The organism is Pseudomonas sp. DCB_BI (assembly GCF_026240995.1).
Lineage (GTDB): Bacteria > Pseudomonadota > Gammaproteobacteria > Pseudomonadales > Pseudomonadaceae > Aquipseudomonas.
The window spans coordinates 144,331-167,413 of the sequence record NZ_JAPFCG010000004.1; the positions used below are offsets into that span (position 1 = coordinate 144,331).

General features: G+C 63.6%; 22 protein-coding genes. 14 read left to right on the forward strand and 8 right to left on the reverse strand.

Features of this window, described 5'->3' with window-relative positions; all coding sequences use genetic code 11:
• Positions 1–12: 12 nt before the first annotated feature.
• The gene (gene paaZ / locus OO258_RS06145; protein ID WP_266029242.1) at positions 13–2,067 is read left to right on the forward strand and encodes a phenylacetic acid degradation bifunctional protein PaaZ; all 2,055 of its coding nucleotides are present in this window, start codon (positions 13–15) and stop codon (positions 2,065–2,067) included.
• A 268-nt stretch (positions 2,068–2,335) separates the two neighbouring features.
• Entirely contained in the window at positions 2,336–2,635 is a 300-nt protein-coding gene (locus OO258_RS06150; RefSeq protein WP_266029243.1) for a hypothetical protein, read from the forward strand.
• 30 nt (positions 2,636–2,665) lie between these two features.
• Here OO258_RS06150 and OO258_RS06155 read toward each other — a convergent pair whose 3' ends face one another.
• Entirely contained in the window at positions 2,666–4,288 is a 1,623-nt protein-coding gene (locus OO258_RS06155; protein ID WP_266029245.1) for a hybrid sensor histidine kinase/response regulator, read from the reverse strand.
• A gap of 116 nt (positions 4,289–4,404) precedes the next feature.
• Between OO258_RS06155 and OO258_RS06160 the strand changes: the two genes are divergently transcribed.
• The gene (locus OO258_RS06160) at positions 4,405–5,019 is read left to right on the forward strand and encodes a LuxR C-terminal-related transcriptional regulator (RefSeq protein WP_266029246.1); all 615 of its coding nucleotides are present in this window, start codon (positions 4,405–4,407) and stop codon (positions 5,017–5,019) included.
• Positions 5,020–5,103: 84 nt separating this feature from the next.
• Here OO258_RS06160 and OO258_RS06165 read toward each other — a convergent pair whose 3' ends face one another.
• The 3 genes from OO258_RS06165 to OO258_RS06175 all read right to left on the reverse strand — a co-directional run bounded on the left by OO258_RS06165 (position 5,104) and on the right by OO258_RS06175 (position 6,977).
• Positions 5,104–5,373 (reverse strand): DUF6555 family protein, encoded by a 270-nt coding sequence (locus tag OO258_RS06165; protein ID WP_110745385.1) that lies wholly within the window; start codon positions 5,371–5,373, stop codon positions 5,104–5,106.
• 102 nt (positions 5,374–5,475) lie between these two features.
• A complete protein-coding gene (locus tag OO258_RS06170; RefSeq protein WP_266029247.1) occupies positions 5,476–6,666 on the reverse strand; it encodes a zinc-dependent alcohol dehydrogenase in 1,191 nt (396 codons plus the stop codon).
• Positions 6,667–6,767: 101 nt separating this feature from the next.
• Positions 6,768–6,977 carry a general stress protein gene (locus OO258_RS06175; RefSeq protein ID WP_110745387.1) on the reverse strand — a complete coding sequence of 70 codons (210 nt, stop codon included), beginning with the start codon at positions 6,975–6,977 and terminating at the stop codon, positions 6,768–6,770.
• Positions 6,978–7,265: 288 nt separating this feature from the next.
• Here OO258_RS06175 and OO258_RS06180 point away from each other — a divergent pair, with 288 nt between their 5' ends.
• Positions 7,266–11,045 (forward strand): CheR family methyltransferase, encoded by a 3,780-nt coding sequence (locus OO258_RS06180; RefSeq protein WP_266029248.1) that lies wholly within the window; start codon positions 7,266–7,268, stop codon positions 11,043–11,045.
• A 69-nt stretch (positions 11,046–11,114) separates the two neighbouring features.
• Here the strand turns inward: OO258_RS06180 and OO258_RS06185 are convergent, their stop codons facing one another.
• Both OO258_RS06185 and OO258_RS06190 read right to left on the reverse strand, forming a co-directional pair.
• Positions 11,115–11,666: an ATP-dependent Clp protease proteolytic subunit gene (locus OO258_RS06185; protein WP_266029249.1), complete on the reverse strand. Its 552-nt coding sequence runs from the start codon at positions 11,664–11,666 to the stop codon at positions 11,115–11,117.
• 22 nt (positions 11,667–11,688) lie between these two features.
• Positions 11,689–12,063, reverse strand: coding sequence for a low affinity iron permease family protein (locus OO258_RS06190; RefSeq protein WP_110745390.1), 375 nt, complete (start codon positions 12,061–12,063; stop codon positions 11,689–11,691).
• Positions 12,064–12,229: 166 nt separating this feature from the next.
• Here OO258_RS06190 and OO258_RS06195 point away from each other — a divergent pair, with 166 nt between their 5' ends.
• From OO258_RS06195 to OO258_RS06215, 5 genes are read left to right on the forward strand one after another with little or no spacing between them, the layout of a single operon-like run.
• Positions 12,230–13,147 (forward strand): DUF72 domain-containing protein, encoded by a 918-nt coding sequence (locus OO258_RS06195; protein WP_266029250.1) that lies wholly within the window; start codon positions 12,230–12,232, stop codon positions 13,145–13,147.
• Positions 13,144–13,929 carry an endonuclease/exonuclease/phosphatase family protein gene (locus OO258_RS06200; protein ID WP_266029252.1) on the forward strand — a complete coding sequence of 262 codons (786 nt, stop codon included), beginning with the start codon at positions 13,144–13,146 and terminating at the stop codon, positions 13,927–13,929. Before OO258_RS06195 ends, OO258_RS06200 begins: the two co-directional genes overlap by 4 nt.
• Entirely contained in the window at positions 13,926–15,128 is a 1,203-nt protein-coding gene (gene clsB, locus OO258_RS06205) for a cardiolipin synthase ClsB (RefSeq protein WP_266029253.1), read from the forward strand. The genes OO258_RS06200 and clsB overlap by 4 nt, the downstream gene beginning before the upstream one ends.
• A complete protein-coding gene (locus OO258_RS06210) occupies positions 15,128–16,081 on the forward strand; it encodes a lysylphosphatidylglycerol synthase domain-containing protein (RefSeq protein ID WP_266029254.1) in 954 nt (317 codons plus the stop codon). The genes clsB and OO258_RS06210 overlap by 1 nt, the downstream gene beginning before the upstream one ends.
• 52 nt (positions 16,082–16,133) lie before the next feature.
• Positions 16,134–16,526: a hypothetical protein gene (locus tag OO258_RS06215; protein ID WP_416309194.1), complete on the forward strand. Its 393-nt coding sequence runs from the start codon at positions 16,134–16,136 to the stop codon at positions 16,524–16,526.
• A gap of 141 nt (positions 16,527–16,667) precedes the next feature.
• On the opposite strand, the gene OO258_RS06220 is transcribed toward OO258_RS06215, so the two are convergent.
• Complete coding sequence (locus OO258_RS06220) at positions 16,668–16,892, reverse strand: metallothionein (RefSeq protein WP_110745396.1); 225 nt, start codon at positions 16,890–16,892, stop codon at positions 16,668–16,670.
• Positions 16,889–17,353, reverse strand: a complete 465-nt coding sequence (locus OO258_RS06225; RefSeq protein ID WP_110745397.1) for a phosphotransferase system, HPr-related protein — start codon at positions 17,351–17,353, stop codon at positions 16,889–16,891. The genes OO258_RS06220 and OO258_RS06225 overlap by 4 nt, the downstream gene beginning before the upstream one ends.
• Before the next feature lie 128 nt (positions 17,354–17,481).
• On the opposite strand from OO258_RS06225, the gene ligD reads away from it, so the two are divergent.
• The 5 genes from ligD to OO258_RS06250 are packed head-to-tail and all read left to right on the forward strand — an operon-like array spanning position 17,482 to position 23,080.
• Entirely contained in the window at positions 17,482–19,989 is a 2,508-nt protein-coding gene (ligD, locus tag OO258_RS06230) for a DNA ligase D (RefSeq protein ID WP_266029256.1), read from the forward strand.
• 25 nt (positions 19,990–20,014) lie between these two features.
• Entirely contained in the window at positions 20,015–21,058 is a 1,044-nt protein-coding gene (locus tag OO258_RS06235; protein ID WP_266029257.1) for an acyl-CoA dehydrogenase family protein, read from the forward strand.
• Complete coding sequence (locus tag OO258_RS06240; RefSeq protein ID WP_266029258.1) at positions 21,055–21,810, forward strand: PIG-L deacetylase family protein; 756 nt, start codon at positions 21,055–21,057, stop codon at positions 21,808–21,810. The genes OO258_RS06235 and OO258_RS06240 overlap by 4 nt, the downstream gene beginning before the upstream one ends.
• 11 nt (positions 21,811–21,821) lie before the next feature.
• Entirely contained in the window at positions 21,822–22,421 is a 600-nt protein-coding gene (locus OO258_RS06245) for a class I SAM-dependent methyltransferase (RefSeq protein ID WP_266029259.1), read from the forward strand.
• Complete coding sequence (locus tag OO258_RS06250) at positions 22,418–23,080, forward strand: glycosyltransferase (RefSeq protein ID WP_266029260.1); 663 nt, start codon at positions 22,418–22,420, stop codon at positions 23,078–23,080. Before OO258_RS06245 ends, OO258_RS06250 begins: the two co-directional genes overlap by 4 nt.
• Positions 23,081–23,083: the final 3 nt, after the last annotated feature.

The window sequence follows — 23,083 nt, forward strand, 5'->3', positions numbered from 1 at the left end:
TTGGAGAACCGCATGTCTGTCGCCCCTACCCTGCAAAGCTTCATCGCCGGCCGCTGGCTCGGCCAGCACGGCGCCCAGGCCCTGCGCAGCGCCCTCGACGGCCACGTGCTGGCCTACAGCCATGAAGAGCGCCCGGACTTTGCCGAAGCCGTGGACTTCGCCCGCGCCCGCGGCCTGGCCAGCCTGATGGCCATGGACTTCCAGCAGCGGGCGCAATGCCTGAAGGCGCTGGCGCTGTACCTGGCCGAACACAAAGAGCAGCTCTACGCCTTGTCACATCACAGCGGCGCCACGCGCGCCGATAGCTGGATCGACATCGAAGGCGGCAACGCCACGCTGTTTGCCTATGCTGGAATCGGCAGCCGCGAGTTGCCCTCGGGCAACTTGGTGCATGAGGGGCCGGCCATCCCCTTGGGCAAGCAAGGCCACTTCGCCGGCAGCCACATCCTGGTACCGCGGGCTGGCGTAGCGGTACACATCAACGCCTTCAACTTCCCCATCTGGGGCATGCTGGAAAAGTTCGCCCCGACCTTCCTGGCCGGGATGCCGTGCATCGTCAAACCGGCGACCTCTACCAGCTACCTGACCGAAGCCGTGGTGCGCCTGATGAACGCCTCCGGCCTGCTGCCCGCAGGCAGCTTGCAACTGGTAATCGGCAGCACCGGCGACCTGCTCGACCGCCTGCAAGGCCAGGACGTGGTGACCTTTACCGGTTCTGCCGATACCGCTGCCAAATTGCGGGTCACGCCTAACCTGATCCGTAACTCGGTCCCGTTCACCGCCGAGGCCGATTCGCTGAACTGCGCCATCCTGGGCCCGGACGTTACCCCGGACAGTGAAGAGTTCGACCTGTACATCAAGGAAGTGGTGCGAGAAATGACCACCAAGGCCGGGCAGAAATGTACCGCCATTCGCCGCGCCATCGTCCCGGCCAAACATATCGATGCCGTCGCCACGCGCCTGCGCGAGCGGTTGAGCAAGGTGGTGGTTGGCGACCCGTCGCTGGAAGGCGTGCGCATGGGCGCCCTGGCCTCCCACGACCAGCAGCGCGATGTGGCCGAGCGGGTACGCAGCCTGTTGCACAGCTGTGACCAGCTGTTCGGCGCCAGCGACGGCTTTGCCCCCCGGGGTGAAGGTGTGGCCGAGGGTGCCTTCTTTGCCCCGACCCTGTTGCAGGCTCGCAATCCGCATGCCGAAGGTGGCGCCCACGACATCGAGGCGTTCGGCCCGGTCAGCACGCTGATGGCCTACGATGACCTCGACGAAGCGCTAGCCCTGGCCGCCCGTGGCAAGGGCAGCCTGGTAGCGACCCTGGTCACCGCCGACCGTAATGTGGCAGCCAAGGCCATCCCCGTGGCCGCTGCGTGGCATGGCCGACTGCTGGTGCTCGACCGTGAGGCCGCCAAGGAGTCCACCGGTCATGGCTCGCCGCTGCCGCAGCTCAAGCACGGCGGCCCGGGCCGTGCAGGTGGCGGTGAAGAACTGGGGGGGCTGCGCGCGGTCAAGCACTACCTGCAGCGTGCCGCCGTGCAGGGTTCGCCAAGCATGCTCACGGCGGTGACCGGCGAATACGTGCGCGGCGGCGATGTGATCGAAACCGAAGTACACCCGTTCCGCCGCTACTTCGAGCAGCTGCGTATCGGCGAGTCGCTGCTGACCCACCGCCGCACCGTGACCGAAGCCGATCTGGTCAACTTTGGCTGCCTGTCGGGCGATCACTTCTACATGCACTTCGACGAGATTGCCGCCAAGGAATCGCAGTTTGGCAAACGCATCGCCCATGGCTACTTCGTGCTTTCGGCGGCGGCTGGGTTGTTCGTGTCGCCGGGGGCCGGGCCGGTGCTGGCCAACTATGGCCTGGATACCCTGCGCTTCATCAACCCGGTGGGCATCGGCGACACCATCCAGGCGCGGCTGACCTGCAAGCGCAAGATCGACCAGGGCAAGACCAGCCCGTTGGGGCAGCCACAGGGTGTCGTTGCCTGGGATGTAGAAGTGACCAACCAGCTGGGTGACCTGGTTGCCAGCTATGACATCCTGACCCTGGTGTTGAAGCAGCCGCAGTAATGCTTCGACCTCGCGGGCCTACGCAGGTATGCACAGCGTCCCGAACCTGTGCAATACCTGTGTAGCAGCAGGCCCTTGCTGCGAAGAGGTCATTGTCGGTATGGACGATCCCATGCCGTGACAGCCTCTTCGGAGCGCCTATGGGCCCGAGTGAACCTTGGCGACCGCAACATAAAGGCCAAGGGCCATCTCGTACATCTGCCCTAATCGCCCCCTCACCCCCTCGGCGTTATAGTCCAGTGATAACAACGCCAAGGAAGCCCCCACCATGCAACCCTTCAAGCTTGTCCTCAGCGCCACCTTGCTGGTCGGCATCGCCGGCTGCCAGACCATCAACCCTACCGAAGACACCCTGAAGCAGCGTACAGCGTTCATCCTCAACACCAAGGTCTCGAAAGTGTCCGACGTGCGCAATGACAGCACCCTCACCTACTACACCGCCACCACCGCCAAAGGCCAGTACGAGTGCCAGATGCCCAGTGGCGCCATTGTTGCGGTCGGCAGCATGGGCCTTTACCAGCCCACGCCTTCCTGCATGAAAGAAGGCCAGGCCATCATCTTGCAATAACCCCCCGCACAACCCTTGCGCCCTGCCGGTCTACCCGACCGGCGCCGCAGGCTCCTCGCGCAAGGCGCGCAGGGCAGCCCGCAGTTCGGTGGGGCGCACCGGTTTGGAAAGCACCGTGATATTGCGTCCATGCACCACTGCCTGAATTTTCTCCGGATCATGCCCGGTCATGATCAACGCCGGCACAGCCCAACCGCGCTGAGCCCGCAGTCGGTCGATGCAGTCGACCCCGGTTTCCTCCTGTCCAAGGTCGTAATCGGCGACGATCACCTCACAATCGCTGCTCAGGCCAACCGGCGAGCTGTGGGCTTGCACCTCGCAACCCCAGCGCTGCAGCAACGCCGACGTCGCCCGCAGCACGTTGCGGTCGTCTTCCACCAGGCACACCCGCACCCCACCCAGCAAGCCCGCTGCTGCCGGCGAGTGCTCACCCGTGGCCTGGGCCGGTTGCGCCGCAAGCCGTGGCAGCCCTTGCAGGCTCACCGCCGTGCCATGGCCGGGTCGCGAGCGCAACTGAACCTCCAGCCCCATCAGGTGGCCCAGCCGGCGTACGATCGACAGCCCCAGGCCCACACCCTCGACATCCTTGTGCCGCACCTGACGTACCCGGTAGAACTCTTCGAACACCAGCCGCTGATGGGTTTCATCTATGCCGCGCCCTTGGTCGTAGACCACGATCGCGAGGCCGTGGCCCCGACGCCGTACCCCCAGCAGCAGTGGCCGATGGGCCGCATACTTGAAACTGTTGGACAATACGTTCTGCACCATGGTCGCCAGCATGCCGCGGTCGGCACACGTCCAGTACGCACAGGGCCGCAAACGTATCTCCACCCCGGCCCAGCGGGCCGCCTCGGCGTTCTGGCGAACCAGTTCAGCCAGGAACCCAGCCAAGGCGAAGGTTTCACTGCGCGGTTGCACGCGCCCGTTGTCCAGGGTGTACAGGTCGAGAATGGAGCGAAACAGCTGCGATACATTGAGCAGCGAGCGGTCGATGCTGTCCACCAGCCGCCGTTCTTCATGGCCCAGCCGGGATTCGCGCAGGCAGGCGGTGAACAGCCCGATGGAATGGATTGGTTGGCGCAGGTCGTGGCTGGCCTGGGCCAGGAAGCGGGACTTTTCGCGGTTGGCTGCCGCAGCCTGCTCAGAAGCCTTGCGCGTGCGCTCCAGCAACAGATGCGCATAAATCGGGATGACCGTGCTGGTGGTGAGCAGCATCAGCACCATGAACGGGTTGGCCTGCCAGTAAGGGGTAATCCGGTAGACCACCAGCAAGGCCGCCAGCGCCAGCACTGTGGCAATCACCAGGTAACGCGAGCCAAAGCGCATGCCATTGCCCAGGTTCACCCACACCATGACCGCATAGATAGGCAGCGCTGCCTCGCCACCAACTACCAGGCCGAAACAGGTGCCGGTGTAATCATGCACCATGCCCAGCACCCGGCGCCAAGGGTAATGACCAGGCCAGTGGGCGATGGCCTGGCGAAAAGCGATGGACACCAGCACGAAACCGCTGATGTAGTAGATGACGGGCAGGTAAGGCCCATGCGTGCTGCCTGGCAGAAAGCCCAGCACGGTGATGTAGACCATGGCACAGCAGGCGACGATAACGCGCAGGTTGGCTTGATCGAGCTCGTTGTTGTTGTCCAGTTCCATGGCCGGTTCCCTTGTGCACGGGGTCGCATTACCGCCATCCGTAGGCAGCACCCTTTGCCCGTGGCTGCTAAATTAACATGCTCCATACCACCCGCGGCCACAGGGAGTAGCCAGGCGTGACGTGCCGGATCATTGTCGCAGATGACCATCCGCTATTCAGGGAGGCCCTGGCGCGTACCGTACAGCGCGTGCTGCCGGATGCCCGCGTGGAGGAAGCCGGTAGCCTGGCGCAAGTGCTGGCCCTGGCCGATGCCGGTGAGGCGCCCGATACCCTGATTCTCGACCTGCGGTTTCCGGGGCTGTCCGATGTCCAGTGCCTGGCGCGTTTGCGCCGCCAGCTGTCGCGCACCACGCTGATCATCGTGTCGATGGTCGATGACCCCGGTGTTGTCGAACAGGTCATGGCGACAGGCGTGGACGGGTTCATCGGCAAAAGCATCGCCGCCGACGAGCTCGGTGCAACGATACTTGCCATCCGTGATGGCGAGGTGTTGGTCAGGTACGCCCCCTCAGGGCTGCTGCCCAACCTCGGCGGCGAATACGCAGCGGAGCTGCTTACTCAGCGTCAGCAGGACGTTTTGCGGCTGATTGCCCTGGGCAAGACCAACAAGGAGATCGCCAAGGCACTGGCTATCTCGCCGTTTACCGTGCGCATCCATGTATCGTCGTTGCTCAAGGCGCTGGGGGTAAGTTCGCGGACGGCAGCGGCGGTGAAGTACACCGGCAATTGATGCCAACCCGACAGGCCGGCAAGCCCCCTGCAGGCCAGGGCGGACCCACGAAGCAGGGGGTTGGGCAATGTTCGTGGTGCGTTATTACACCATCGCCGCTGGGTCGCCCACCGACTGGTTCGGCTTGCTCCCGGAAATTCGCCAGCTCACGGCGGTGATCCCGTAGCGCTCGGCCATTGGCCGGCTGACCTTCCTGATTTTCTCGCGCCCGAACTTCGGGATGATGCCGATGCCCGCATCGCAACTTGCCCAATGCCAGGCCTCGGCATTGTCCAGGCGCTCAAGACGAATGATGAAACTGCGCGGCTGGCCATGCAGTTGGTAATCGATGATGTACAGCTGTGGGCTAGGCATCGCAGGGGCCTCCTCTTCTCCATGGATGACACCTCATTGATCGGGCCATGGTCAGAAGATTCAAAATTTTGTCGAACAATGTGTACCAATGGCCATTCAGGGCTAATACAGCGGGTCCGCAGCCGCGCCAGGCACCAGAATGACCTTGCGGCAACGCTCCTGCTGCTCGTCGAACAGTTCATAGGCGCGCACGGCGTCTTCCAGGGCCATGCGGTGAGTAACGATTGCTTGCGGGTCGAGCCTGCCCGCGTCTATGTGTGCCAGCAATTCCGGCAGGTACCGCTGTACGTGAGTTTGGCCCATGCGGAACGTCAGGCCCTTGTCGAAGGCGTCACCAAACAGGAAGCCGTGAATGAAGCCGGCATACACCCCCGGCACGCTGACCACCCCGCCCCTGCGCACGGCCGCGATGCTCTGGCGCAGCGCCTTGCCGCTGCTGCCTTCGAGCTTGAGCGCGGTCAACACGGCCTCGGCGGTGCTGCCCTTGGCCTCGAACCCCACGGCATCAATCACGGCATCCACCCCGCGCATGCCGGCAGTCTGGCGCACGATGGTATCGGCCGGGTCATCGTCGTGGGCGAAGTCGATTGGAATCACACCGTAGGCCTGATGGGCGTAGTCCAGCCGGTAGCCGCATTCATCGACCATGAAGATCTGTTCAACGCCCAGCATGCGCGCGCAGGCCGCCGACAGCAGCCCGACCGGACCGGCACCGTAGATCGCCAGTGACGAGCCCTGGCCGACCTCGGCATTGAGCAATGCCTGCCAGGCTGTGGGCAGAATGTCCGAGAGGAACAACACTTGGTCGTCGGCCAGGTGCCCCGGCACTTTGAATGGTCCCACGTTGCCCTTCGGTACCCGCACATAGTCGGCCTGCCCACCGGGTATGCCGCCATACAGGTGGCTGTAGCCGAAAAGTGCAGCGCCCGGCGCGATCGCTTTTTTATTGAGCAACGCGCCACGACCGGTGTTAGTGGTTTCGCAGGCCGCAAAGAGTGCGTGCTGGCAGAAGAAGCAATCCCCGCAGGCAATCACGAACGGGATCACTACCCGGTCACCCGGGCGCACGGCAGTAACGGCGCTGCCAACCTCTTCGACGATGCCCATGAATTCATGGCCAAGAATGTCCCCTTGCTCGACCATCGGGATCTTGCCGCGGTAAAGATGCAAATCGGACCCGCAGATGGCAGTTGCGGTAACCCGAAGCAGGATATCGTCGTCCTCCTGCAGGTCGGGATCTGCAACGGTATCGACGCGGACATCGCCCGCGCCGTGGTAGGTCAGTGCGCGCATGCTTGTATCTCCCTGGCAAGTCCTGGCGCGATTCCGGGTCGACACACCCGGAATCGCGGCCCGGCACCTATCGGGTACCCAACCTCAAACGAGTGGGCCCTTCACTGGCTGCGGCCCCCGCCGTGGCTGTTCTGCCCACCTTTGCGGCCGGCTTCGGATGCCCGTTGGCGGTCGTTGGCAAAATTCCCACCCGAGGCCTGGCCACCCTTGTGGCCAGCGCGCGAGGCGCGTTCCCGGTCATTGGCGAAGTTGCCTGGGTTGGTTTCCTTGGTGCCGCCACGCTGGCGGGTACGCTCTTGGTCCTGCGCCATGTCGTTTCTCCTTGCGATGGTTTGGCTGGTCGCGTGTGGCATGGATCTGTGCCATGCATTATTTCCGAACCGCCGATCACCGGCTCTGCTCAATGGTTTTGCCAGTACCTGACCAGTGGCACGAAACTCACGCAGGCAAAATGTTTGCGTGTTGGCTGCAAGCGGATTGCACTTTGGCCCGCGGGCCGCGGTCACAATTGCCGGGTGACGGCCTATAATCCCGCCACACCACATGCCCGGCGCTGCTGTCACGGGCCGTACCAAAGGCTCTTGCACAAGGCTCCGCCGATGACGTCTCCCAAGCAACCCGCCTCACCGCACAACCCGGCGCTCAGCCCAAGCCACCTGAATTTTCCGGTGGTGGGCATCGGTGCTTCGGCAGGTGGACTGGAAGCCATCTGTACGCTGTTCCGGCAAATGCCCAGCGATTGCGGCATGGCGTTTGTCGTGGTCCTGCACCTTTCGCCCGACCACCAGAGCGTGGCCGACCGCATCATCCAGGGCACCACGAAGATGCCGGTGCGCCAGGTAACCGAGCCGGTGCCGATCGAACGCAACCACGTCTACGTGATCTCACCCGCCAATCGCCTGTCCACCAACGACGGTTACCTGCGCGTGGCCCCGGCCAACCGCCGGCGCGGCGACCACGTCGCCATCGACCTGTTCTTCCGTGACCTGGCCGACGTGCACAAGGACCACGCCTTTTGTGTGGTGTTGTCCGGCACGGGCGCCGACGGTGCGGTGGGCCTGTCGCGGATCAAGGAACAGGGCGGCGTGACCCTGGTGCAGACCCCGGGTGACGCCCAGTACGACAGCATGCCCCGTGCAGCCATCGAAACCGGCATGGTCGACCTGGTGCTGCCAGCGGCGGAAATGCCGCAAAAGCTGCTTGAACTGTGGCGCAATGCACGCCAGGTAAAGCTGCCCGAAATCGAAGACGACACCCTGCCACCCGCCCTGGGCACCCGCGCGGGTGACGCCCAGGCAAGCGAACCACTGCTCGAAGAGATTCTTCTGCAGTTGCGCAGCAACACCGGCCATGATTTTCAGCACTACAAGCGCGCCACCGTGTTAAGGCGCATCGAGCGACGCTTGCATGTGACCGGGCAGAGCAACCTGGCCGGCTACCTGCGTTATCTGGAGCAGCATCCGGCCGAATCCACTGCATTGCTCGCCGACATGCTGATCGGCGTGACCAATTTCTTCCGCGACCGCGAAGCCTTCGAGTCACTGGAGCGGCATGTGTTGCCGCAACTGGCCTGCGAGCGTGACCCCGCCGACGGCAATGACGAGATCCGCATCTGGTCAGCCGGTTGCTCCACCGGTGAAGAAGCGTACAGCGTGGCCATGCTGGTGTGCGAACAGCTGGCGCTGGAGCAGCGCGCACGCAAGGTACAGGTGTTCGCCACCGACCTTGATGAGCGTGCCATCGGCATCGCCCGCATTGGCTCATACCCTGAGGCGATCGTCACCGACGTGCCGCCGAGTCGCCTGCGCCCGTTCTTCGTCAAGGAAGACCAGCATTACCGGGTTCGCAAGGAGGTGCGCGAGAAGGTGTTGTTCGCCCGCCATAACCTGCTGTCAGACCCACCGTTTTCGCAGATCGACCTGATTGTCTGTCGCAACCTTCTGATTTACCTGGACCGTGAGGTGCAGCGCGACATCTTGCAGATGTTCCACTTTGCCTTGCGCCCAGGGGGTTACCTGTTCCTTGGCTCCTCCGAGTCGGCCGATGTGGCCGGCGAACTGTTCGCCCCCGTCGACAAGCGCAACCGCATCTTCCGTGCCCGCGATGTCAGCAATGCCGGGCGCCGCGCTGAACGCCAGCTACCGGGCAAGTCCGTCAGCAGTACCAACCTGGACACCGTGGTCAAGGTCAAGCCCGGGCGCAGATCGTCGTATGCCGAACTGCACCACCGGGCACTGGCGCAGCGCATGCCGCCTAGCCTGATCGTCGATACCGAAGGCCATATCCTGCACATGAGCGATGGCGTCGGTCGCTTCCTGCAGCTGGCCGGTGGCGAGCCCAGCCGCAACCTGCTCAGCCTGGTACTGCCCAGCTTGCGGCTGGCCCTGCGTAGCACGCTGTTCCAGGCTCGCCAAGGTACCGAGGCAGTGACTTCCCGCCCGGTCGACCTGGTCGACAGCGAGCACAGGTTACAGGTAGAGATCACCGTTCAGCCCCACAGGGACGACCTCCATGGCAGCGATTGCCTGCTGGTAGTGTTTGAACAGCGCGCGCCGGACCCGTCCTTGCCACTGCCCGGGGTCATTCGCCAGACCGACAGCATGGTGTTGCACAACCTTGAGCGCGAACTGCAGCGCACCCGCTTGCAACTGCAGGAAACCATCGAGCAGTCGGAAGTTTCCAGCGAAGAGCTGACCGCCTCCAACGAAGAAATGCAGGCGATCAACGAAGAACTGCGTTCGGCCAGCGAAGAGCTGGAAACCAGCAAGGAAGAGCTGCAGTCGATCAACGAGGAGTTGTTGACGGTCAACTACGAGCTGAAGAACAAGGTCGAGGAAACCGACAAGGTCAACGACTACCTCAGCAACCTGATTGCCTGCACCGAAATCGCCACGGTGTTCGTCGACCGCAACCTGCATATCCGCTGGTTCACCCCACGCGCCACCGACCTGTTCAATATCCTGGCCGTCGACACCGGCCGCTCGCTGCTCGACATCACCCACCGCCTGGATTACCCCGCGCTGGCCGACGATGCCCGCGCCGTGGCCCAGGGTGCAGCCATCATTGAACGAGAAATCGGCGGCCAGAACGACCACTGGTACCTGGCGCGCCTGCTGCCGTATCGGTCCAGCGAACAAAAAATCGATGGCACGGTGCTGACGTTCATCGACATCAGCAGCAGCCATGCTGCCGAGGAACGGGTGCGCCAGGGTGAAGAAAAGCTGAGCAGGCAACTGGCAGAGTCGCAGAGCTCCAGCCACATGAAAGATGAGTTTTTCGCCGTCATGTCGCATGAGCTCAAGCACCCGCTGAACCTGATCCAGCTCAATGCCGAAATTCTGCGTCGCTTGCCATCGATCAAGAACATCGGGGCAGCCAGCAAGGCTGTCGCCACCATCTGCGAGGCGGTCTCGAGCCAGGCGCGGATCATCGACGACCTGCTGGATGTGGCCCGTATTCGCACCGGCAAGCTCAAGCTCAAGACCGAACCGGTAGACCTCGGCGTCGTCCTGCAAGGCATCCATGGCGTGGTGTTGAACGAGCAGCATGCCTGCCCGGTGCACCTGGAAATGCCCGCCGACGGGCTACCGGTGATGATCGAAGGCGATGTCACGCGCCTGGAGCAGATCATCTGGAACCTGCTGAACAACGCGATCAAGTTCAGCCCGGCCGGCGGCGAGATACGCCTGGTGCTCAGCCACGACGACCATCAGGCATGTTTGCAGGTGATCGACCATGGCGTGGGCTTGAGCCACGACAGCCTGGACCATATCTTCGACCTGTTCAGCCAAGCTGCACCGCAACTGGCCAGCCACAACCGTGAAGGCCTGGGCATCGGTCTGTCGTTGGTGCGGCAACTGGCCGAAGCACAGGGCGGTAGCGTTCAGGCCAGTTCGCCTGGGTTGGGCCTGGGCTGCACCTTCACCGTCTGCTTGCCGTTGTGCGATGTACAGGGGCCACAGGCGGTGCCAGGTGTGGAAGTGCAGAGTGAAGGCCGTTTGAACGGCATCCGCGTGCTGTTGGTGGATGACTCCGTGGCGGTGCTCGAGGTGATGCAGGAGTTGCTGGAGATGGAGAGCGCCAGCGTCAACGCTTTCAGTCAGCCGCTCGAGGCCCTTGCTGCGGCTGCGGGCGAAGAGTTCGACATCATCATCTCCGACATCGGCATGCCGGTCATGGACGGACATGCCTTGATCAAGGCCTTGCGCGGCCATGTGCACCTGCGCCACACACCGGCCATTGCGCTCACCGGCTACGGCGCCAGCGCTGACCAGCACAAGTCGCGGCAGTCAGGGTTCGATCGCCACTTGAACAAACCGGTCGGCTATGACGAGCTGGTCGAGGCCATCGAGGCGTTGAGCGGTACGGTACCGTACTGAAGGCGGGTGGGTTGCCTGTCCCGGCCTTTCACGCAGGTTCATCCGCGCAAGGGCCGGCACAGGCAAGCACTAGGCGTGCACACTCCACTGACACGCCTCCAACTCGATCGGCATCTCGTCAATGGCATGGATCATGCCGTTCTCCAGTGCCTCCGCAGGCCCCAGTATCCGCGGATAGGCCATCAGATACCGCGGCACATCCAGTACCTGGGTCGCGCCTTGGGTCCGCTCGGCGACGATCTGTGCATACAGCTGCAAGTCGTAATCCAGGCTCATTGCATACTCGGCCATGCGCGCATGGTCGACCGAACCATGCAAGGTCCAGTGGAACGGATGGAACAGGAACTTGCTGTGGCTGCACGCCGTCCGCCGCTCCCCGGCGAGGAACAGAATATTGCCCATTGACTCGACCGTGCCAAGGTTGTGGGTATGCACCGGTACCGGCAAGGACCGCAGGAAGTTGTACAGGGTGAACCCGTAACTGCATTCGCCGCCCATCGTAGCGATGTTCAATTGCAGCACCTCGGGCCCTTGCTGCAATACCCGCGAACAGGTGTTGATCAGGTTGCCACACGTCGATGAGTTGATCGGCCCGGTGAAGTGAATGATATGTCTGGCCATGCTTGCCTCCACGGTTGGCAGGTCATTCCTTGGCGTTCTGTCCATCGTCACCCTGCCCCGCCATCTGCTGGTAGTGTTTGCGCAGGGCGTGCAGCTCGGCCGGGTCCATGTCTTCCAGGTCCAGCAGGGCCTTGTGCGCCCGGCGCGTGGTGCGCAGTAGCTCGTCGATCTTGATGTGCAGTTCGTCGTTATCGCGGTTCTGGGTATTCTGGATCAGGAACACCATCAGGAAGGTGATGATGGTAGTTGAGGTGTTGATCACCAACTGCCAGGTATCATTGAAACCGAACAACGGCCCGGTAACCGCCCAGGTCAGGATCAGCAGGCAGGCGATGCCGAAGCTGAGCGGGCGGCCGGCCCAGTTTGACAGCCAGTGGGCGAAACGGTCGAATTTCATCCTGGTACCCTTCCATGACGCGGGTATGCGGTGGAAACGTAAGGGGCCGCAAAGTTCAACCTGCCGTAGGTGTTTTCCGTTGGTCAATCCTGCTGAACCCGCGCTGCCCTTTGTGAGTCGCACTTTCAGAGCGACCGAACAAGGAACCGGCAATGAGGGCGGCAGCGTGAGTGATATCCGCATCGGTATCTCCGGGTGGCGTTATGGCCCCTGGCGCAAGGATTTCTACCCCAAAGGCCTGCGCCAGGATGACGAACTGGCGTTCGCTTCGCGGGCGGTGAACAGCATCGAGATAAATGGCTCGTTCTACAGCCTGCAAACCCCCGAGCGCTATCTGGGCTGGCGTGACGAAACACCAGAGGGTTTCGTGTTTGCAGTGAAGGGGCCGCGCTACATTACCCATGTGCGGCGGTTGAAGGACATCGAGGAGCCCGTCGCCAATTTCTTTGCCTCGGGGCCGCTGTTGCTAGGCAACAAGCTCGGCCCGTTCCTGTGGCAGTTTCCGCCGAACATGAAGTTCGATGAGGCGCGCTTTGCCCGGTTCCTGGCGTTGTTGCCGCGTAATCGCCAGGCCGCCCGCGAGTGTGCCCAGGGCTGCGCCGAGCGCCTGAAGGGCAATGGCGGCTTGGCGATCAAAGGCAACGCGCGCTTGCGCCACGCCGTGGAGATCCGCCACGAAAGCTTCGTCTGCGACGCCTTTGTCAAATTGCTGCGCAAGCATCAGGTGGCATTGGTGGTGGCCGACAGCGCTGGCAAGTGGCCCTATGTCGAGGACGTGACCGCCGACTTCGTCTACATGCGCCTGCATGGGGATGTGGAGCTGTACAGCAGCGGCTATACCGCTCGTGCGTTGCGGCGCTGGAAGGAGCGCATCCAGCATTGGAGCCGGGGTAGCCAAGTGGAAGATGCCCGCTTGATCGTGCCCGGGCCGCCACCTAGGCGCGCCGCGCGTGATGTTTACTGCTATTTCGACAATGACCAGAAAGTGCATGCGCCCTACGACGCCCGGCGGCTGCTGCAGAAGCTGTCGCTGGACCATGAACTGATGACTGAGCCTGGCGTGGTGCCGGAGGTGGCCCTGTGAACCAGACCCTCCCCGCCCCGCGCCGCACCATCGACAAGGTCACCGCCGTACGCCGGCTCAATGTGTTGACCCTGAACGTGCACAAGGGCTTCACCTTCTTCAACCGGCGCTTCATCCTGCCTGAACTGCGCGAGGCCGTGCGCGCCACCGGCGCTGATTTGGTGTTCTTGCAAGAAGTGCACGGCAGCCACCAGCAACACGCCCTGCGGCACCCAGCCTGGCCGGAAACACCGCAGTACGAGTTCCTTGCCGACAGCATGTGGCCGCAGTTCGCCTATGGGCGTAATGCGGTGTACCCACACGGTGACCACGGCAACGCGCTGCTGTCGAAGTTTCCGATTACCCGCTTCAACAACCTCGATGTTTCGGTACAGGGTAACGAGCAGCGCGGCTTGCTGCATTGCCGGCTGGACGTACCCGGGCATGACCAGGTGCATGCAGTGTGCGTGCACCTGGGCCTGCGCGAGGCCCACCGGCAAAGCCAGGTGAAGCTGCTGCTCGATCTGCTGGCCAGCTTGCCGCCCGAAGCCCCCGTCATCATTGCCGGGGATTTCAATGACTGGCGGCTGAAGGCGGACGCGCTGCTCAGCCAGCACCTGGTCGAAGCGTTCGGCGCGTGTTCCGGCACCCCCGCGCGGAGTTTTCCGGCGCGCTTGCCGCTGTTGCGCCTGGACCGCATCTACCTGCGCAACGCCGTACCCGACAATGCCAAGGTGTTGTCCACGTATCCGTGGTCGCACCTTTCCGACCACGCCCCATTGGCCGCGGAGATAAACCTGTGAACCGACCTTGGGTAGATGGCAACAACGTGGAGCTGTTGATCAACGGCGAACAATATTACCCCCGGGTGTTCGAGGCCATGGCCCAGGCACGGGAAGAGATTCTGCTGGAAACGTTCATCATCTTCGATGACAAGGTCGGCCGGCAGCTACAGCAGGTGTTGATAGACGCGGCGCGCCGAGGCGTGCGGGTCGAGGTGGCCGTGGATGGCTACGGCACCGCTGACTTGCCCGAAGCCTTCATCGCGGCGATGACCGATGCCGGCGTCAGCTTCCATGCCTTCGATCCGCAACCGCGGCTGGTGGGCATGCGTACCAACCTGTTTCGTCGCCTGCACCGCAAAATCGTGGTGGTTGACGGTGAACGGGCATTCATCGGTGGTATCAACTACAGCGCCGACCATCTGGGTGACTTTGGCGCCATGGCCAAGCAGGACTACGCCGTGGAAGTCACAGGCCCGGTGGTGGCGCAGGTGCACGCCGCCAGCAAGCGCCTGATGTCGCCGGTCCTGCAGCCGCCCAGCGCCGTAAGGCCGGTCACTGAGCCGGCTGGCGCCAGCAGTGCCGTACTGGTCGAGCGCGACAACGGGGTACGCAGTACCGATATCGAGGCTCATTACCTGCAGGCATTTCGCGCCGCCAAGCAGCGCATCGTGGTAGCCAATGCCTATTTCTTCCCGGGTTATCGCCTGATGCGGGAACTGCGCAACGCGGCCCGGCGTGGCGTGGAGGTGCGGCTGATCCTGCAAGGCCAGCCAGACATGCGCTGGGTCCGCGCGCTGTCGCGGCTGTTGTACAACTACCTGTTGCGCGACGGTGTGGCCATTCACGAGTACTGCGAGCGGCCCTTGCACGGCAAGGTTGCCCTGGTGGACGACCAGTGGGCCACCGTCGGCTCCAGCAACCTGGACCCGCTGAGCTTGTCGTTCAACCTGGAGGCCAACCTGTTCATCCGCGACCCCGCGTTCAACCAGCAACTGCACGAGCATCTGCAAGCCCTGGCTAGCAAGCAGTGCAAGCCGGTCACACTGGAACGCATGATCCGCGGCTACTGGTGGCGGGCACCGCTGATCTTCGTGTGCTTCCATGTAATCCGCCACTTCCCCCGCATTGCCGGCTGGTTCCCGGCGCACCGTCAGCGTTTGCGCTCGGTGCAACCAGAGGCGTCGTCCCAGGGCGATTTGCATGAGGGCAATACCTGATGGCGCGCAAAGCTTGGCAAACCTGGGGCAAACGCCTGCTCACACTGGCCTTTCTGGTCTTCATTCCGGTGCTGTTATACCTGTTGGCGCGTAACCTGGACTGGAATGAGGTACGTCAGTCCTTGCTGGCGTACAAGCCCGGGACGCTGGCCATAGGCCTTGCAATCGCCCTGTGCAGCTACCTGACCTTCGCCAGCTACGACCTGCTGGCGCGGGCGTATACCGGGCACCACCTGCCGGCAAGGCAAGTATTGCCCATTGCTTTTGTCTGCTATGCCTTCAACCTCAACTTCACCACCTGGGTAGGCGGTGTTGCCTTGCGCTACCGGCTGTACAGCCGCCTGGGCCTGGATACGCCGACCATTACGCGCATCCTCACCTTGGGCCTGCTGACCAACTGGATGGGCTACATGCTGCTGGCCGGTACTGTGTTTGCCTTGGGTTTGGTCGAGCTGCCCAGCAGCTGGGCGGTGGGCGCTACCGGTCTACGCCTGATCGGCCTGGTGTTGCTGGCTGTTGCCACGGGCTACCTGCTAGCCTGTGGCCTGGCCAAAAAACGGACCTGGCGCTGGCGTGACCATGAAGTGACGCTGCCCTCGTTGCGACTGGCGCTGTGCCAAGTGGCACTGGGTGCCAGCAACTGGGCCCTGATGGCGTTGCTGATCTTCTGGCTACTGCCGGGAGACGCGTTCTACCCCTCGATTCTGGGCATTTTGCTGATCAGCTGTGTGGCAGGCGTGGTCGCCCATATCCCGGCGGGGCTGGGGGTGCTTGAAGCGGTCTTCCTCGCCCTGCTGCACGGGCAAATGGCCCAAGGCACCCTGGTGGCTGCGCTGTTGGGCTACCGCACGCTGTACTACCTGCTGCCGCTGCTGCTGGCGGTGGTTACCTACCTGATCCTGGAAAAGCGCGCCAAGGCCATGCGCCGGCGCGACAAGCCCGCCCAGACCTGACAAGGGCCATTGGCCCGGGAGGTGGCAAGTGCGTATTCGAGTGATGCTGTTGATGGTTGCCAGCCTGGCCAGCGGCCAGGCCTTGGCCGAAGCCTGCAACGTACTGACCCGCTCCTCCAGCGACGCGGTAACGCCAGTTGAGCGGCACACCTGCTACAGCTACAGCAACCTGCCCGCCGAAGCGATCAACTGGTCATGCAGCAACGAGAGCAAAGACATGCTCAACAGCGAGAAGCACAAGGTTGCGCGATGTGCCGATGGCAGTGTCGGCAGCTGTATTGCGCCACTGACCCAGGAAGCGCTGGCCAACCCCAAGGCTACCGGCGGTGAGCAACCCGCGATGCCCAAGGATGCCCGGGTGATCACCTACTATTACGACACCCCCAGCCTCGGCCAGGCCCGCACCGATTGCGAACGCAACAACGGCATCTGGCAAACCCATTGATCTGGCATGCCAATCGCTGTCAGGCGCCGTGTGCTGCGAAGAGGCCGGTCAAGCCAACGACCTTCCCTGGCAATAATGGCGTCATCGCAGCGCAAGGCAGCGTGCTACAGCGCACTCGTTTGCCCTGAGCACCAGGAGGCTTCAGGGCGAAATCGGATCGCTCGCCGGAAACGTTTCATCCAGCGCATTGTCCACGGCACTCTCCCCCGGCTTTTCACCGCAATGGCAATCCCCCATCCGGCACGCTTCACCATGGCGATGCCCGCTCGCGCAGGCTTCGCAGCAGTAGGCCTTGCCGTCGCGCTGCAAGGCATTGGCATCTACGCTGCAGGAACAGTGCGCACACGCGCAACGCTGCTCGTTCATGGCTTGCCCTCCTCTTCATCGATCACGTCATCGGTCCACGGTTCGCCATCCAGCGGTGCAGACCGTGCCAGCTCCGCCTCGTCCAGGCCGATCCCGCCACCAATCTCGTCGGCATCCACTCGCCGCAGCACTTGGTCTGCCGGGCCGCCACTGCCACCCGGTTCGTGTGGGTCGCGGGCGCCGGTTTCGTCCAGCAGGGTGTCCGGGCTCAGGTCGTCATAGGTGACGTTGTCCTCATGCAGGCTGTCGCTCAACGCCTCGCCCCCGGTCATGCCACTTTCAGCTACGCGCCGTGGCGGGAATTCGCGGGCGACCTCGTCGGCGGGGCGAAGGTCACCCACGCGCCCTTCGCGCTCGTCCAGGCGCTCGTCGAAGTCCAGCTCATGGACGCTGCCCATGCGGTCTTCAGTGTCGTCGATTTCACTGGGGGTGTAGGGCTTCGGTTCATCTGCTCTGGCCATGTGCGTTCTCCATCAGGTGGCTTCATGTGGTCGACTACGTCGCACTGCAGAAGATTCAGAGTTTTTTGAACTACCCGCCGGGCCATTGCCTCCCATTTCTACAGACTGTGATTCGCCCGGAGCCCGCCATGGCCAAGCCCCTGCAGGAATACGCGCGCAAGCGCGACTTCAACGCAACGCCCGAGCCCAGCGGCAAGCGCGGTCGGGGCAAGCGGGCTCACGCGCTGCAATTTTGCATTCAGAAACACGACGCCAGTCACCTGCACTACGACTTCCGCCTGGAGCTCGACGGCACGCTTAAAAGCTGGGCGATCCCCAAGGGCCCTTCACTGGACCCCAAGGTCCGCCGCCTGGCCGTACACGTCGAGGACCACCCACTGGACTACGCCGACTTCGAGGGCCATATACCCGAAGGCCATTATGGCGCCGGGGATGTCATCGTCTGGGATCGTGGTATCTGGGAGCCGGAAGGCGATGCGCGGGAGGCCTATGCCAAGGGCAAGCTGCGCTTTCGCCTGCAAGGCGAAAAGCTCAGTGGCGTGTGGAACTTGTTTCGCACACACCTGGCCGGCAAGAAAGAGCAATGGATGCTGGTGAAATCGCACGATAGCCAGGCCCGTAGCGAAGCCGATTACAGTATTGTCGAGGCCCAGCCCGACAGCGTACTCAGCGACCGCACGCTGGTCCCACGCAAAACTGCCAACACGGCAGCAGCCACACCGCGGGCCAGCCGTAAACGCGCTGGTAATGCCCGCAAGGCGGTACTCCCGGCACAGCTGCAGCCACAACTGGCCACCCTGGTGGATTCGCCCCCCAGTGGCGACTGGCGCTACGAGGTCAAGTTCGACGGCTACCGGATCCTCGCCCGCATAGACGGCGAAGACATCCGCCTGTTCACCCGCAACGGCCATGACTGGAGCAGCAAGATGCCTGGCCAGGTCGCTGCCCTGCGCGCGCTTGGCATCGACTCGGCCTGGCTCGACGGTGAAATGGTCGTGGCTGACGAACATGGCGCCGCAGATTTCCAGGCGTTGCAGAACGCCTTTGACACCCAGCATGACGAGAACATGACCTATTACCTGTTCGACCTGCCCTTCCTCGGCGGCCAGGACCTGCGCCAACGGCCGTTGCAGGACCGCCGTGAAGCCCTTCGGCGTTTGCTGGAACACAACGAATCGGAGCTTCTCAAGTACTCCGATGACTTCGACCAGCCCGTCGAGTCGTTGCTCGACAGCGCTTGCCGGCTGGCGCTTGAAGGCCTGATCGGCAAACGTGCCGACAGCCCTTACAGCGGTCGCCGCAGCTCCGATTGGGTCAAACTCAAGTGCAAGCAGCGCCAGGAGTTCGTGATCGTCGGCTACACCGACCCGAAAGGCAGCCGCAGTGGCTTCGGTGCCCTGTTGCTGGCCTTGCACGACAACGACACTGGCGAGCTGCGTTATGCCGGCAAGGTGGGCACCGGGTTCAGTGCCACCACCCTGGCCACCATCCATGCCCGGCTAACACCACTGGAAACCACCGGGCCAGCCCTGTCCAGGCCACCCACTGGTGCCGAAGCCCGTGGCGTGCATTGGCTGCAGCCCCAACTGCTGGCCGAAGTGGCCTATGCCCAGATGACCCGGGACGGCATCGTGCGCCATGCGGTGTTCCACGGCCTGCGTGATGACAAGCCGCCAACTGCCATTGACCTGGAGCGCGCCATGCGCGCCATGCCCGCCAAGACCGTAGCCAAACGCAAGCAGGCCAAGGCGCCTGATACGTTGGGCGAACTGCGCCTGACCCACCCCGACCGGGTGATCGACGCCACTAGCGGGGTAACCAAGCGCGAGGTGGCCGAATACTACGCCGCCGTCAGCCCGTACCTCATGCCCCAGCTCAAGCATCGGCCGGTAGCGCTGGTGCGTGCCCCAGACGGCTTGGCCGGCGAGCTGTTCTTTCAGAAAAACGCGGAGCAGCTGCACATACCCCACGTGCTCAACTACGAGAAGGCCGAGGCCGGCCAGGCAGCGATGGTCATCAATCGAGCCGACACGCTGCTCGGCGCGGTGCAGATGAACATGCTCGAACTGCACACCTGGAACGCCACCGACAAGGATTTCGACAAGCCCGACCGCTTTGTGCTCGACCTGGACCCTGACCCCGCACTGCCGTGGAAGGCCATGCTGGAGGCGACCCAGCTCACGCTCACCCTGCTCGATGAACTGGGTTTGCAGGTGTTTCTGAAAACCAGCGGCGGCAAGGGCATGCATGTAGTCGTGCCGTTGACCCGGCGGGCGGGCTGGGACGAGGTCAAGGATTTCAGTCACGCCATCGTCAAACACCTGGCCGGGCTGTTCCCAGAGCGCCTGAGTGCGGTGTCGGGGCCAAAGAACCGGGTCGGGCGGATTTTCATCGACTACCTGCGCAACGGCAAGGGCGCAACCACGGCATGCGCTTATTCCTTGCGGGCCCGAGACGGCTTGCCGGTGTCGGTGCCGATCTGGCGCGAGGAACTGCCCAAGATCAAGGCGGCCAACCAGTGGAACATCGCCAATCTGCACGAGCGCCTGGCAGAGGTCGAAGACCCCTGGGCGGACATGAGCAAGGTGCGCCAGTCCATTACCGCCCGCATGCGCAGGCAACTGGGGCTCGAATGATGGCCATGACCCGGGAGATACGCCCATGAGCATCGTCCAGGACTTCAACCTGACCACCCTTGACCGCTTGCTACGTACCTTCAGCGAACGCCTGCAACCGCTCAACCTCGACACCCAGCTACCGCAACTGATCCAGGCGCTGCAGGCGGATCACCTCGATCTGCTGCCCTTGCCAGGGCAAGGCAACACCTTGCGCCGCTGGCAGACCTTGGCGCGGGTGGCCGGCTGCGACCTGGCACTGGCCAAGCTCTACGAGGGCCACACCGATGCCTTGGCGATTCTTGCTGAATGTGGCGCGGCCCACCAGGCTGAAGACGGCATCTGGGGGGTATGGGCCGCCGAGCCACCCGATGCGCGTGCCTACATCACGGCGCGGGACGGCGACCAGGTCCGCTTGGGGGGCCGAAAAGCCTGGTGTTCAGGTGCCTTGCAGATCGACCGCGCGCTGATCACGGCATGGGATGAGGCTGAGCGACCGCAACTCGTGGCCATTGAATTGTCGCAACCCAGTCAAGGGTTGAACATCGAACATTGGCAGGCCGTTGGCATGGCTACCACCGCCAGCGTCGAAGTGGCGTTCAATGATACGCCTGGCACGCTTGTCGGCAAGCCCGGGCAATACCTCGCACGCCCCGGCTTCTGGCAAGGTGGTGCCGGCATCGCCGCCTGCTGGTACGGTGCGGCCGAGGCGCTGGCGGATTACTTACGTGAGCACTGCCGCAAGCCGCGCCCCGACCCGCATGCCGATGCGCACCTGGGCGCGGTGGATGCAGCCTTGTACGGTGCCCGGGCGGCACTGCGCGAATGCGCCGCCTGGATCGACCGGCAGCCGGGCGTGGATGCCAGTTTCCAAGTGCGCCGTACCCGCGCTCAGGTCGAGCAGGCTGTTGAGCAAGTCATCAGCCATGTTGGCCGTGCCTTGGGTGCCACCCCTTTCTGCCGCAGCAGCCATTTTGCCCGGCTGAACGCCGACCTGCCGGTATTCCTGCGTCAGAGCCATGCCGAGCGCGACCTGGCAGTGTTGGGCCAACAGCTGGCCCAAGTGCCTGCAGGAGCCTGGCAGCTATGAGTGCGAACCTGATCCAGTCCACCCGCGGCACGCCTTGGGCAGCCTGGCAGCAGGCCGCGCATCTGGCGCGCGCCACCTGGTTAGATCCGCGTCAACTCTGCCCGCCGGGGCGCCGGCTGGTAATGATCGCGCCGCATCCAGATGACGAAATTCTCATGGCGGGTGGGTTGTTGGCGGGTTTCAAGGGACGCGAGCAAGACCTGATGCTGATCTCCGCGACTGACGGTGAAGGCAGCCACCCGGGCTCCAGCCACTGGACCGAGCACCGCTTGCGCCGCCAGCGCCCCCTGGAGAGCCGACAGGCCCTGAAACAGCTGGGCCTGGACCCCAACCGCCTGGACTGGCGGCGGCTGCATCTAAAGGACGGCCAGTTGCCGCGTGAAGAAGCCTTTCTGGTCAGCCATCTCACCCAGTTGCTACGCCCTGGGGACCTGTTGATGGCCACCTGGCGAGGCGATGGCCATTGCGATCACGAGGCCGTAGGCCGAGCTGCCGCGCACGCAGCGCAGGCCCGCCAGGTGCAACTGGCCGAAGTGCCGGTATGGGCCTGGCACTGGGCACAACCCGACGACCCTCGCCTGCCCTGGCCCCGCGCGCACCGCCTGCAACTGGATGAAACCCGGGTGGCGGACAAGCGCAAGGCACTGAATGCGCATACCAGCCAACTGGAGGCAGACGGTGACCAGCCGCCCGTGCTCCCACCGCACCTACTGGATTGCCTGTTACAACCTTTCGAACTGGTGTTCCTGTGAATGGAGTTGTCATGAGCCTCAGCCCACAATATTTTGCCGACCTTTACGCCACCAGCGAGGACCCTTGGGCCTTCCGCACCCGCTGGTACGAGAAGCGCAAGCGCGAACTGGTCATGGCCTGCTTGCCGCGCCAGTGCTACCAGCGCGTGTTCGAGCCAGCCTGCGCCAATGGCGAACTCAGTGCGTTGCTGGCCGAACGCTGCGCAGAACTGCTGTGCCAGGACCTCGACCCCACCGCCGCGCGCCTGGCCCGCGAGCGCCTGGCAGAGGTGCGCAATGCTTCGGTGGAACTGGCCCGGCTACCGGCTGACTGGCCGGGCGGGCGCTTCGACCTGATCGTGCTCAGCGAAGTAGGCTACTACCTGGACTCCACCGACTGGCTGCAGGTGATCGAACAATCAGTGGCCAGCCTGACCTACGATGGCGCGCTGCTGGTCTGCCACTGGAAGCACCCCATTGCCGGTTGCCCGCAGGACGGCCGCGAAGTGCACCGCATGCTCGCCCGGCACCTGCCGTTGTATCAGCAGTTGAAGCACGAGGAGGCGGACTTCGTGCTGGAATACTGGTCGTGCCAGCCAAGCGTGGTCGACCTCGACGAGACATGCCCATGATTGCCGTCGTCATTCCGGCGCACAACGAGGCGCGCCGCTTGGGCCGGTGCTTGCGGGCGGTGCTGATTGCCGCGTCGCAGGCGCAGCAGGCGGGGCATCGGGTGGAAGTGCTGGTGGTGCTGGATCGCTGCAGCGATGGCAGTGCGGCCGTGGCGCGGCGCTTCGGCGTGCAGGTGCTGGCCGTGGATGCGGGAAATGTGGGCATGGCCCGGCGGGTGGGTGCCGCGCACATGGTCGAGCGCGGCGCGCAGTGGTTGGCGTGCACCGATGCCGACAGCCGTGTGCCGGCGCACTGGTTGGTGTCCCAGCTGGGCTGTAGCGCCGAGGTGGTTTGCGGCACGGTGCATGTGGAATATTGGCAGCCGTGGCAGACCGCGGCGTTGCGCAAGTTGTACCAAAGCCGCTACGCGGCCTGCGAAGGCCACCGGCATGTGCACGGGGCCAACCTGGGCATCTGCGCGGACGCCTACCAGCGCGTGGGCGGTTTTCAGCCCTTGGCGGCCCACGAAGATGTGCAACTGGTCAGCGACCTGCAGGCCAGTGGCGCGCAGATCGTCTGGACCGCCAGGCACAGCGTGGTGACCAGCAGCCGGCGAGACAGCCGTGCCCGGGAGGGTTTCGGCGATTATCTCGAAGGATTACAGGCGCACCTCCAGTGATGC